The sequence below is a fragment of the Sphingomonas sp. DC4900 genome, assembly GCF_049896485.1.
Lineage (GTDB): Bacteria > Pseudomonadota > Alphaproteobacteria > Sphingomonadales > Sphingomonadaceae > Sphingomonas > Sphingomonas aquatilis.
In genome coordinates this window covers 312681-324681 of sequence record NZ_JAFCUK010000003.1, presented here as the reverse complement: position 1 = coordinate 324681, position 12001 = coordinate 312681, and the positions used below count along the sequence as shown (strand labels likewise).

Annotated in this window: 12 protein-coding genes; 11 read left to right on the top strand and 1 reads right to left on the bottom strand. The window is 67.0% G+C overall.

All coding sequences use genetic code 11. The features are described 5' to 3' along the window. Nucleotides 1-16: 16 nt before the first annotated feature. The 7 genes from tig (at nucleotide 17) to ACP690_RS06075 (ending at nucleotide 7770) form a co-directional block, all read left to right on the top strand. Nucleotides 17-1708, top strand: coding sequence for a trigger factor (gene tig / locus ACP690_RS06105; RefSeq protein ID WP_063688289.1), 1692 nt, complete (start codon nucleotides 17-19; stop codon nucleotides 1706-1708). A 177-nt stretch (nucleotides 1709-1885) separates the two neighbouring features. After that, nucleotides 1886-2827: a glycosyltransferase family 2 protein gene (locus ACP690_RS06100; protein WP_426260350.1), complete on the top strand. Its 942-nt coding sequence runs from the start codon at nucleotides 1886-1888 to the stop codon at nucleotides 2825-2827. A gap of 55 nt (nucleotides 2828-2882) precedes the next feature. Next, nucleotides 2883-3572: an ATP-dependent Clp protease proteolytic subunit gene (locus tag ACP690_RS06095; RefSeq protein ID WP_017978153.1), complete on the top strand. Its 690-nt coding sequence runs from the start codon at nucleotides 2883-2885 to the stop codon at nucleotides 3570-3572. 112 nt (nucleotides 3573-3684) lie between these two features. Then, nucleotides 3685-4956, top strand: a complete 1272-nt coding sequence (clpX, locus tag ACP690_RS06090) for an ATP-dependent Clp protease ATP-binding subunit ClpX (RefSeq protein WP_017978154.1) — start codon at nucleotides 3685-3687, stop codon at nucleotides 4954-4956. A gap of 311 nt (nucleotides 4957-5267) precedes the next feature. Beyond that, nucleotides 5268-5804 carry a hypothetical protein gene (locus ACP690_RS06085; protein WP_294285151.1) on the top strand — a complete coding sequence of 179 codons (537 nt, stop codon included), beginning with the start codon at nucleotides 5268-5270 and terminating at the stop codon, nucleotides 5802-5804. 249 nt (nucleotides 5805-6053) lie between these two features. Beyond that, complete coding sequence (locus ACP690_RS06080; protein WP_063688295.1) at nucleotides 6054-7181, top strand: calcium:proton antiporter; 1128 nt, start codon at nucleotides 6054-6056, stop codon at nucleotides 7179-7181. A gap of 4 nt (nucleotides 7182-7185) precedes the next feature. Next, complete coding sequence (locus ACP690_RS06075; protein WP_426260351.1) at nucleotides 7186-7770, top strand: GNAT family N-acetyltransferase; 585 nt, start codon at nucleotides 7186-7188, stop codon at nucleotides 7768-7770. 46 nt (nucleotides 7771-7816) lie between these two features. On the opposite strand, the gene ACP690_RS06070 is transcribed toward ACP690_RS06075, so the two are convergent. Continuing rightward, nucleotides 7817-9001, bottom strand: coding sequence for a thiolase family protein (locus tag ACP690_RS06070; RefSeq protein WP_147034952.1), 1185 nt, complete (start codon nucleotides 8999-9001; stop codon nucleotides 7817-7819). Nucleotides 9002-9152: 151 nt separating this feature from the next. On the opposite strand from ACP690_RS06070, the gene ACP690_RS06065 reads away from it, so the two are divergent. Genes ACP690_RS06065 through ACP690_RS06050 form a run of 4 tightly spaced genes read left to right on the top strand, consistent with a single transcriptional unit; the run spans nucleotide 9153 to nucleotide 11971 of the window. Further along, nucleotides 9153-9365 (top strand): hypothetical protein, encoded by a 213-nt coding sequence (locus tag ACP690_RS06065; RefSeq protein WP_426260352.1) that lies wholly within the window; start codon nucleotides 9153-9155, stop codon nucleotides 9363-9365. Between the two features lies 1 nt (nucleotide 9366). Continuing rightward, the gene (locus ACP690_RS06060; protein WP_426260353.1) at nucleotides 9367-10119 is read left to right on the top strand and encodes a prepilin peptidase; all 753 of its coding nucleotides are present in this window, start codon (nucleotides 9367-9369) and stop codon (nucleotides 10117-10119) included. Continuing rightward, nucleotides 10116-10559 (top strand): hypothetical protein, encoded by a 444-nt coding sequence (locus ACP690_RS06055; RefSeq protein ID WP_426260354.1) that lies wholly within the window; start codon nucleotides 10116-10118, stop codon nucleotides 10557-10559. Before ACP690_RS06060 ends, ACP690_RS06055 begins: the two co-directional genes overlap by 4 nt. Then, nucleotides 10556-11971, top strand: a complete 1416-nt coding sequence (locus tag ACP690_RS06050) for a coniferyl aldehyde dehydrogenase (protein ID WP_426260355.1) — start codon at nucleotides 10556-10558, stop codon at nucleotides 11969-11971. Before ACP690_RS06055 ends, ACP690_RS06050 begins: the two co-directional genes overlap by 4 nt. The last annotated feature ends 30 nt before the right edge of the window (nucleotides 11972-12001 follow it).

Sequence of the window (12001 nt, the reverse complement as noted above, 5' to 3'; positions counted from 1 at the left end):
AGATTGAAGGCCGGATATGCAGACTGTCGAGACGTTGAACGAGGGCCTGAAGCGCACCTACACGCTGACCATCACGCCGAAGGACATCGATGCCAAGGTCGATGCCGAAGTGAAGCGCGTCGCGCCGCAGGTGAAGATGCCCGGCTTCCGTCCCGGCAAGGTGCCCGTGAACCTGGTGCGCAAGATGCACGGCGAGGCGCTGGCCGCCGACGCGCTCAACAGCGCGATCCAGGAAGGCGTACAGTCGCTGATCGCCGACAAGCAGCTGCGCCCCGCGATGCAGCCCTCGGTCGCGCTGAACGACGATTATGCGCCGGGCAAGGACGCCGTCGTCACCGTCGAGATGGAAGTGCTGCCTGCCGTGCCGACCCCGGCGATCGACGCGCTGAAGCTGGAGCGTCTGACCGTCCCCGTCGCCGATGAAGCGGTGGACGAGCAGCTGCAGAAGTTCGCCGACCAGTCGAAGAAGTGGGACGATGCGGCCGAGGACAAGGCGGCCGAGATGGGCGACCTCGTCACCGTCGACTTCGTCGGCAAGACCAGCGACGGCGTTGCGTTCGACGGCGGCACCGGCACCGACATGGGCGTCGAGCTCGGCTCGGGTCGCCTGATCCCGGGCTTCGAGGATCAGCTCGTCGGCGTGAAGCTGGGCGAGGAAAAGACGCTCAACGTCACCTTCCCGGAAGACTATGGCGCCAAGGAACTCGCCGGCCAGCCCGCGACGTTCGACATCACCGTCAAGAAGATCCAGGTCGCTGGCGAAAGCAAGATCGACGAGGATCTGGCCAAGAACCTCGGCCTCGAGAGCCTCGAGCAGCTGCGTGGCCTGATCAAGGGTCAGATCGAGCAGGAGCATAACGGCCTCACCCGCACGCACATGAAGCGCAAGCTGCTCGACCAGCTCGCCGAGGGTCACGACTTCGAAGTGCCGCCGTCGATGGTCGAAGCCGAGTTCGCGCAGATCTGGCAGCAGCTGGAGCATGAAGCGACGCACGAGGAAGACCCCGCCGCGGCGATGGCCGAGATGGAAGCCGAGCGCGACGATTACCGCAAGATCGCCGAGCGCCGCGTGCGCCTGGGCCTGCTGCTGTCGGAAATCGGCCAGGCGAATGGCGTCGAAGTGACCCAGCAGGAAATGAACCGCCTGATCGGTCAGGCCGCGCAGCAGTATCGCGGCGAGGACCAGCGTCGCTTCATCCAGTATATCCAGCAGGAGCCGATGGCGGCCGCCCAGCTGCGTGCGCCGCTGTATGAGGACAAGGTCGTCGACTTCCTGTTCGGCAAGGCCGAAGTGACCGATCGCGACGCGACCCGCGAAGAGCTGGAAGCCGCGATCGAGAGCGAAGACGGCTTCGCGACCGGCACGCACAGCCACGACCACGACAACCACAAGCCGCGCAAGTCGGCGAAGAAGGCCGACGCGGGTGCCAAGGACGAAGGCGGCGAAGCCAAGCCCGCCAAGAAGGCCGCGGCGAAGAAGCCGGCCGCCAAGGGCGAAGACGCCGGCGCGGTCGAAGCGCCTGCCGGTGACGAGGCGGCTCCCGCCAAGAAGCCGCGCGCCAAGAAGGCCGCCGCTCCGGTCGAGGCCGAAACCGCGGTGACCGAATCGTCGCCGGAAGCGGCCGAAGCCGCCGAGGGCACGGAAGCCGCCGACGCGCCGGCGAAGAAGCCGCGCGCGAAGAAGGCCGCGGCGAAGACCGAAGGCTGATCATGATCGGGGGAGGGGGCTGCGGCCCTCTTCCCTTCTTCGTCATCCCGGCGAACGCCGGGATCCATGGACGCGCGCGGCTGGCGGTGGACCCGCTCCCGATGTTCCGTATCCATGGATCCCGGCGTCCGCCGGGATGACGAGTATCTGGGTATACGGCTCCGTGAGGGTGGAGGCATGAGCATCGTGACGCAGCCGACGATCGCAGTCCTGCTGCCCTGTTACAACGAGGCCGCCGCGATCGGACAGACGGTGGCCGGCTTTCGCGCCGCGCTGCCGGATGCGACCATCTACGTCTACGACAACAATTCCACCGACGCGACGATCGCCGTCGCGCGTGAGGCTGGCGCGGTCGTGCGCACCGAGCGCATCCAGGGCAAGGGCAATGTCGTCCGCCGGATGTTCGCGGACATCGATGCCGACGTCTATGTGATGGCCGATGGGGACGCGACCTATGACGCGGCCTCGGCACCGGCGCTGGTCGCGCGGCTGCTGTCCGAGCAATGCGACATGATCGTCGGCAGCCGCGTCAGCCAGGTGCAGGAAAGCTATCGCCGGGGCCATCGCTTCGGCAATGCGCTGCTCACCGGCATGCTGGCGCGCCTGTTCGGGCGCAGCTTCACCGACATCTTATCGGGCTATCGTGTCTTTTCGCGTCGGTTCGTCAAAAGCTTCCCGTCCCTGTCGTCGGGCTTCGAGATCGAGACCGAGATCAGCGTCCACGCGCTCGAACTCAAGATGCCCTGTGCCGAGATCGAAACGCCCTATTATGCGCGTCCGGAAGGGTCGGCGTCGAAGCTCAGCACCTATGGCGACGGCTTCCGCATCCTCAACACCATCCTGACCCTCTACCGGATCGAACGGCCGTTGCTGTTCTTCGGCGCGATCGGCGCATTGTTTGCGGCGGTGGCGATCGTGCTCGGCGTACCGCTGGCGATCACGTACATGCACACGCATCTGGTGCCGCGTTTCCCCACCGCGGTCCTCATCACCGGGCTGATGATCATCGCCGCGCTGTGCGGCTTTGCGGGGCTGATCCTCGACACGGTGGTGCGCGGCCGGCGTGAGGTGCGCCGCCTTGCCTATCTGGGACACAAGGCGCCCCAAAGCGGGGCTTGAACTCCCCCGCGCGAGCGCCGATGTTGGCGGCCTCAAGGGCATAAGAGAGACTTTCATGCACAATCCGTTCGAGACCGGCGATTTCGCGAACCATCTGGGGCGCGCAGGCCTTGGCTTGCAGCAGACCCAGGCTGGCCTCGTGCCGATCGTGATCGAACAGTCGAACCGCGGCGAACGCTCGTTCGACATCTTCAGCCGCCTGCTGCGCGAGCGGATCATCTTCGTCACCGGCGGTGTCGAGGACGGCATGGCCAGCCTGATCACCGCGCAGCTGCTCTTCCTCGAGTCCGAGAACCCGAAGAAGGACATCTTCATGTACATCAACTCGCCGGGCGGTGTCGTCACGGCGGGCATGGCGATCCACGACACGATGCAGTATATCCGTCCGCGCGTCGGCACGGTGTGCATCGGTCAGGCGGCGTCGATGGGCAGCTTCCTGCTCGCCAGCGGTGAGCCGGGCATGCGCGTCGCGCTCACCAACGCCCGGATCATGATCCACCAGCCGTCGGGCGGCGCGCAGGGCATGGCCAGCGACATCGAAATCCAGGCCAAGGAAATCCTGCGTATCCGCAAGCGGATGAACGACCTGTACGCGCAGTACACCGGTCAGCCGCTCGAGGAGATCGAGCGTCGCATGGACCGCGACACGTTCCTGGAAGCCAATGAAGCCAAGGAGTTCGGCCTTGTCGACGAGGTGTTCGACAAGCGTCCGACCCCGGCCGAAGACGTCGCCCAAGCGGCCTGAGAACACGCCTGGGCGTGACTTTAGTGACTTTTCGACGTTGTGATATGCGTACCGGCCGGTCTACCATGACCGGCCTCACCAGCGGGGAAAGCCCCGCGACAAGGAAGTGTGAATGACGAAATTGAGCGGTGGCGACTCGAAGAGCACCCTCTATTGCTCGTTCTGCGGCAAGTCGCAGCACGAGGTGCGCAAGCTCATCGCGGGACCGACCGTGTTCATCTGCGACGAGTGCGTCGAGCTGTGCAACGACATCATCCGTGAAGAGACGAAGTCGGCACTCGTCAGCAAGAAGGACGGCGGCGTCCCCACGCCCCAGGAAATCTGCAACGTCCTCGACGATTACGTCATCGGCCAGAAGCAGGCGAAGCGCGTCCTGTCGGTGGCGGTCCACAACCATTACAAGCGCCTGAACCACGGTGCGAAGGGCGCCGACGTCGAGCTCGCCAAGTCGAACATCCTGCTCGTCGGCCCGACCGGCTGCGGCAAGACGCTGCTCGCGCAGACGCTGGCGCGCATCCTCGACGTGCCGTTCACCATGGCCGACGCGACGACGCTGACCGAAGCGGGCTATGTCGGCGAGGACGTCGAAAACATCATCCTCAAGCTGCTTCAGGCCTCCGATTACAACGTCGAGCGGGCGCAGCGCGGCATCGTCTATATCGACGAAATCGATAAGATCAGCCGCAAGGCCGAGAATCCGTCGATCACGCGCGACGTGTCGGGTGAGGGCGTGCAGCAGGCGTTGCTCAAGCTGATGGAAGGCACGACCGCCAGCGTGCCGCCGCAGGGTGGCCGCAAACATCCGCAGCAGGAATTCCTGCAGGTCGACACGACGAACATTCTGTTCATCTGCGGCGGCGCGTTTAGCGGCCTCGAAAAGATCATCGGCGACCGCCTGCAGGGCAAGTCGATCGGCTTCGGTGCCTATGTCGCCGCGCCGGAGGAAAAGCGGACCGGCGAGTATCTGCGTCAGACCGAGCCGGAAGATCTGCTCAAGTTCGGCCTTATCCCCGAATTCGTCGGCCGTCTGCCGGTGATCGCGACGCTGGAAGACCTCGATGTCGAGGCTTTGGTCAAGATCCTGAAGGAGCCGAAGAACGCGCTGGTGAAGCAGTACCAGAAGCTGTTCGAGATGGAGCAGGTGGAACTGGGCTTCACCGACGATGCACTCGTTGCGGTCGCCAAGAAGGGCATCGAGCGCAAGACCGGCGCCCGCGGCCTGCGGTCGATCCTGGAGGGCATATTGCTCGACACGATGTTCGACCTGCCCGGCATGGACGGCGTCGACGAGGTGATGATCGACAAGGACGTGATCGAGGGCCGCAAGGAACCGATCCGCGTCTATGCCGAAAAGAAGAAGGACGGCGCCGGCGCGGCGGCGTAAGATTGTGAGACGGCAAGGGAAGGGGCGTCGCGAAAGTGGCGCCCTTTTTCGTTAGAGATTGTGAGCAGTTGCGTGTGTCGGGCGAGGGCTGCCTCCCCACGGCGTCACCCCGGACTTGGTCCGGGGTCCACTCCGCGGCGAGGGGGAAGGCCAGCGGCTCTATCGGCAGCCTTGCGGCTCGGTGGACCCCGGAACCAGTCCGGGGTGACGAGGCGGGGATGGCTATGTCGCGCCCCCCAAGGACCCGCCGCCCACACGCGTCGTTAACGCCCCGTCCGCCATAACCGGCGCCGACGACACAGGAGCAATGCGTGGTAGGAACCCGGATCGAAACGGCACCGGCCCAGAGCCCCGGCTGGCGCGGCGGTGCGGGGCCGCTCGCGATCCTGCCACGCGTGCTGTTTCGCGACGAACGGCCGTGGTTGGCGATCCTGGTCGGCTGGCTGCTGACGATCGCTGGCAGCACGCTGATCGGCTGGATCGTCGCCCGTATCGCGCCCGACAATAGCGGCCCCGACTTCGGCGACGTCTCTGGTGCCACCAAGCTGTTCCTGATCGCGCTCTTCAGCCCCGTGGTCGAGACGCTGATTATGGCCGGCGTCCTCAGCCTGCTGCTCCGCTTCCTGCGGCCATGGCATGCGGTAATCGCCAGTGCCTTGCTGTGGGGCATCGCGCACAGCCTGTCCTCACCCTGGTGGGGCGTGGTGATCTGGTGGCCGTTCCTGATCTTCTCGACGCTCTACGTCACGTGGCGCCCCCACGGCGCCTGGCGCGCCATGGCCATCGTCGCCTCGGTTCACATCCTACAGAACCTGTTTCCAGCGCTTCTGATCGTTATGGGCAAGTGATCGTGTAGCGCGGTAGGCACCGTGTCGCGGTTGAGGACGGCAGCGGTCGCCATCATCGCGATATGGCCGGTCTCCTCCGTCGCCGTGTTGAGCTGCCTGTCCCGATAGCGCGGGTCGGGCGCGCAATTGCCTCCGATCGCGAGGTGCAACCTAGAGCAGCGGTAAGTGAAGCCGTCCCTCGCGAGGGCCTCGTCATGGGGAGCTTTCGCGGCGCTGGAGCATTGGCCTTGCGTAACGATCTGGGAGGCGATGACAGACGTGGCAGGGGCAGCGAACGACGGCACGGTGGCGCATGGTGGCAAGGGGTGGCTGGGCTTGCCCCTGTGGTCGCTGGCGTTTCCGATCGTGGGCGTGCCGGCGGTGCTTGTGTCGCTGTATGCCATGGGGACGATCGGGCTGATCGCCGCGGCGGTGATCCTGATCGGGGCGGTCGTATCGGCGGTGCATCAGGCCGAAGTCGTCGCGCACCGCGTCGGCGAACCCTTTGGCACGTTGGTGCTGGCGGTCGCGGTGACGGTGATCGAGGTATCGCTGATCGTGTCGCTGATGGTGTCGGGATCGGGCGACGTGTCCGCGCTGGCGCGCGACACGGTGTTCGCCGCGATCATGATCATCCTGACCTTCATCATCGGGCTGTGCCTGCTGACCGGCGGGGTGATGCACGGCGAGCAACGCTTCACGCTGCGCGGGATCAGCGCAGCGCTGGCGACGCTGGCGGCACTGACCGTCCTGTCGCTGATCCTGCCCAATTACACGACCAGTGCGGCGGGGCCGACCTATGCCCCCTCGCAGCTGATCTTCGTCGCGGTGGTCAGCCTCGTCCTCTACGGCACGTTCGTGCTGGTGCAGACGGTGCGGCACCGCGACTATTTCCTGCCCGCGGGCGATGTCGAGCCGGAGGCGCATGTCGCGCCGCCCAGCGACCAGACCGCATGGGCGGCGTTCGGCGTCCTGCTCGTCGCGCTGGTCGTCGTCGTGTTGCTCGCCAAGGGGCTGTCGGCGAAGATCGAACAGGCGGTGATCTCAGCGGGCCTGCCGCTCGCCGTGGTCGGCGTGATGATTGCGGGGCTGGTGCTGGCGCCCGAAAGCCTCGCGGCGTTCAATGCGGCGCGGCGCGACCGGTTGCAGACCAGCCTGAACCTGGCGCTGGGATCGGCGCTGGCGACGATCGGCCTGACGATCCCCGCAGTCGCGATCGTCAGTCTGGTGCTGGGGTTGCCGCTGGCGCTCGGCATCGGCGCCAAGGCGATGACGCTGCTGGCGCTGTCGCTGTTCGTGACGACGATTTCGCTCGGGACCGGGCGGACGACGATCTTGCAGGGGGTCGTCCACCTCGTCATCTTCGCCGCCTATCTGTTCACGACAGTGGTGCCCTGACGTCATGCGGCTTGCGACGGGACGCGATCGGAGTGCGGTTGCCGGCATGCTGGCGCGCGCCTTTCAGGACGATCCGGCGTTCGGATATATCTTTCCCGATCCGGCGGCGCGGGCGCGGCAGCTGCCGCGGCTGTTCAGGCTGCTGTATGACAGCGACGGTGCTGCGGGGATGCGGCTGGTGAGCGAGGGCGGCGAGGCGGCGACGCTGTGGCGTGGGCCGGGACGGGCCGCCATGGGGTGGGGCGAGATCGTCCGCCATCTGATACCCTTCGCGGACGCCCTGGGGACGGCCATACCACGCGCCTTGCAGGTCAGCGGCGCGGTAGAGGCGCATATGCCGCAGGGCGACTTCTGGTATCTGCACATCGCCGGATGCGATCCCGCGGCGCAGGGCAGGGGCTTTGGTCGCCGTGCGCTGGTGGCCGGGTTGGAGCGGGCGGCCGGGCGAACGCCCTGCTATCTGGAGACCGCGACCGAACGTAATCTGGGCTTCTACGCGAGCGTGGGCTTTGTAATGACCGACGAATGGCGCGTCGGACGCGACGGCCCGCGCTTTTGGTCGATGCTGCGACCTGCCGATCGGCGGTGATAGGGCGGGGCGAGCGCCTAGCGTGCCCCGCCCGAAACCGTCGCCGTTACAGCAGCTCCACCGCCATCGCCGTCGCTTCGCCACCGCCGATGCACAGCGATGCGAGGCCGCGCTTCTGGCCCGTCGTCTCCAGCGCCGACAGCAAGGTCGCGAGAATGCGCGCGCCGCTCGCACCGATCGGATGGCCCAGCGCGCAGGCGCCGCCATGGATGTTGAGCCGCTCGGGATCGATGCCGAGATCGTGGATCGCGATCATCGAGACGGCGGCGAACGCCTCGTTCACCTCGAACAGGTCGATGTCATCGCGGCCCCAGCCGGCGCGCTCCATCGCCTTGCGCATCGCGAAGACGGGGGCGGTGGTGAACAGGGCCGGCGCATGCGCGTGCGCGGCATGCGATACGATGCGCGCGATCGGGTTCAGCCCCAGCCGCTCGGCGACGCTGGCGCGGGTCATCACCAGCGCGGCGGCACCGTCCGAGATCGACGAGGCGTTGGCCGCGGTGATCGTGCCGTCGCGCGAAAAGGCGGGCTTCAGCGTCGGGATCTTGGCGATGTCGCCCTTGGCGGGCTGTTCGTCGAGCGCGACGGTGGTCGAGCCCTTGCGCCCCTTCACCTCGACGGGGACGATCTCGCGATCGAACGCGCCAGAGGCTTGCGCGGCCTGTGCGCGGGTGAGCGAGCGGATCGCATAATCGTCCATCGCGGCGCGCGTGAACTGATAGTCGGCGGCCGTATCCTCAGCGAAATTGCCCATCAGCTTGCCGGGTTCGTACGCGTCCTCGAGACCGTCGAGATACATGTGATCGAGCAGGCGATCATGGCCGATGCGCGCGCCGCTGCGATGGGCCTTGGACAGATAGGGGGCGTTGGTCATGCTCTCCATGCCCCCCGCGACCAGCATGTCGACCGATCCGGCGGCGAGCGCTTCGGCCCCCATGATCGCGGCCTGCATGCCCGATCCGCACATCTTGTTGACCGTCGTCGCTTCGACATGGGTGCCGAGGCCCGCGCCGATCGCGGCCTGCCGCGCGGGTGCCTGGCCGAGGCCGGCGGGCAGGACGCAGCCCATATAGATGCGCTCGACCGCCTCGGCCGACACGCCCGCGCGCTCGACGGCGGCCTTCACCGCTGCCGCGCCGAGCTCCGTGGCGGTCGCACCCGACAGTGCGCCTTGGAACGAACCCATCGGCGTACGGGCGTAGCCGAGGATGACGACGGGATCGGTGGACATAGGCTCTCCTGCGTTTCTACTGGGCCGGTGATCTAAAGGGTGGGAGGATCAGGGGCAATGATCGCCGCACGGATACAAACACCGCCCGGCGCTTTGTGGCGGGGTGGAAGAATTTATCGAGCCTTTACGGTGGTTTGCGTCGATCAGCGGGATGATCGCTGCGGCCGTCGTGGCCCTCGATTGGGGGCGGCGCGATACCGGCTGGGCGATGGCGCTGTTCTGCCTGTCGGCGATCGCGTGGATCACCGGCGCGATGCTGATGCGCGACTGGGCGCTGGGATCGCAGAATGTCGTGTTGCTCGGCATCGATCTGCTCGGGGTCTACCGCTACCTCATCCGCGGTCCGGAGCCTGCGGAGGAATGACGTGACCGCGGCGCCGTGGCCGCTGGGGCTGGGCGTTATGGGCGCAATCCTGGGCAGTTTCATCGCGGCGCTCGCGATCCGCTGGCCGGAGGGACGGTCGGTGATGCGGGGACGCTCCGCCTGCGACGCCTGCGGGGCGACGCTGACCCCGCGCGAGTTGGTGCCAGTGGTGAGCTATGTCGTGCAGCGGGGCCGCTGCCGCCGATGCGGGGCGCCGATCGATCCGTGGCATCCGGGCGTGGAACTGGGGGGTGTGGTGATCGGCGTGCTGGCGGGGTTTGCCGCGCCGGGGTGGGACGGCGGGGCCGGCGCCGTGTTCGGCTGGCTGCTGCTGGCGCTCGCGGCGCTCGACGTACGCGCTTTCTGGTTGCCCGATCGGCTGACCGGTCTGCTCGCCGTCACGGGTCTTGCCGCAGGCTTGGCGGGTGTTGCGCCGACGCTGGACGAGCGGCTGATCGGCGGCATTGCCGGCTATGGTTCGCTCGCCGCGATCGCCTGGGGCTATCGCCGCTGGCGTGGACGCGACGGGATGGGTGGAGGCGATCCGAAGCTGATGGGCGCGATCGGCCTGTGGCTTGGCTGGCGCATGCTGCCGGCGGTGCTCGTGATCGCGAGCCTGATCGGCCTCGGTGTCGCGCTATTTGCCCGGGTGAGGGGCGCGAAGGTCACGGCGGATATGCCGCTGCCGTTCGGTGCGCTGCTCGCTATCGCAGCTTACGCAGCGTGGCTCGCCATGATAGCATTTGCGGCATGATGATCGCACCGTTGCTCGCCCTCGCACTCCAGGCGGCCGCGCCGGCCGCTCCGCCCATTGTGTCCGCGGCGTCGCCCCTGCTGGGGCCGATCGGCCAGCAGGCGCTGCCCGCCAAGGGATGTGCGGCCTATCTGTGGAGCACCGCCGATCGCCAATTGGTCGCCATGGCGAGCGTGGACCGTGCGACGCTGCGGGTGTCGGTCGGGGGGAAGACCCTGGATCTGGCACGCAGCGCGGCCAGCGGCACGGCGCCGCTGGGGTTTGCGGCGAGCACCGAATATCGGGGTGAGGGGATGAGCGCGCGGCTGACGATGGACGTGGTGCAGCAGGAGGGGCTGACGGCGGGCGCGCGCGTACCGAGCGGCGCGTTGCAGATCGATCGTCCCGGCGCGGACGGAGTCGTGGTCCCGGTCGCAGGCCTGATCGGATGCGCGGCATGACGCTGACGGATATCCTCGCGGCGCAGCGCAGCGCCTTCACCGCGGAGCTGCCGGTCGATGCCGCGACCCGCAAGGACCGGCTGCGCCGCGCGGCCGCGATGATCCGCGATCATGGCGAGCGATTCTGCTCGGCGATGAGCGAAGATTTCGGCCATCGCAGCCCCTATCAATCGATGGTCACTGACATCGCCGGCTCGATCGCGCCGATCGCCTATGCGCTGAAACACGTCGAGCGCTGGATGCGCCGCGAAAAGCGCAAGCTGGAGTTTCCGCTAGGCCTGTTGGGCGCGCGGGGCTGGATCGAATATCAGCCCAAGGGCGTCGTCGGCGTCATCGCGCCGTGGAATTTCCCGGTCAATCTGGTGATGGGGCCGATCGCGGGCGCCTTTGCCGCGGGCAACCGGGTGATGGTGAAGACCAGCGAATTCACGCCCGCCACCGCCGCGTTGTTCGAAGAGGTGGCGCCGCACTATTTCGCGACCGACGAGCTGGCGTTCGTCAGCGGCGGTGCCGATGTCGGCCAAGCCTTTGCCGCGCTGCCGTTTGATCACCTGCTGTTCACGGGTGCGACCGGGATCGGCCGACACATCCTGCACGCCGCTGCCAATAATTTGACGCCGGTGACGCTGGAACTGGGGGGCAAGAGCCCGGCGATCATCGGCAAGGGCGCCGACCTGCCCCGCGCCACCGAGCGGATCGCGATGGGCAAGATGCTGAACGCCGGGCAAATCTGCCTCGCGCCCGATTATGTGCTGGTGCCCGAAGCGCAGGAGCAGGCGGTCGTCGACGGCCTGACCCGCGCGGCGGGTGCGATGTATCCCACCCTGCTCGACAATCCCGATTACACCGCGATCATCAACGACCGGCATCACCAGCGCCTGACCGCCTGGATCGAGGATGCCCGCGCCAAGGGCGCGCGCGTCGAGGTCGTCAATCCGGCGAACGAGGCCATCGCGACCGCCAACGGGCGCAAGATGCCGCTGCATATCGTTCGGGACGTGACCGACGACATGATCCTGATGCAGGAGGAGATTTTCGGCCCGGTGCTGCCGATTGTCCGGTACGACGGGATCGACGCCGCGATCGACCGGATCAACCGCGGGGGACGGCCGCTCGGCCTGTATCATTTCAGCGGGGACGCCGCCGAACAGCGGCAGGTGCTCGACCGGACGATATCGGGCGGGGTGACGCTGAACGACGTGGTCTTCCACGTGTCCATGGAAGATCTGCCGTTCGGCGGCGTCGGGCCGTCGGGCATGGGCAGCTATCACGGCATTCACGGCTTCCGTACCTTCAGCCACGCGAAGGCGGTGTTGCGGCAGCCGCGGATCGACGTCGCCAAGCTCGCGGGGATCAAGCCGCCGTATGGCAAGGCGATCCCCGCAGCTATCAAGCGGCAAATCCAGTCCTGACGTGATCGCTGGCGGCGGGATAAGTCTGGG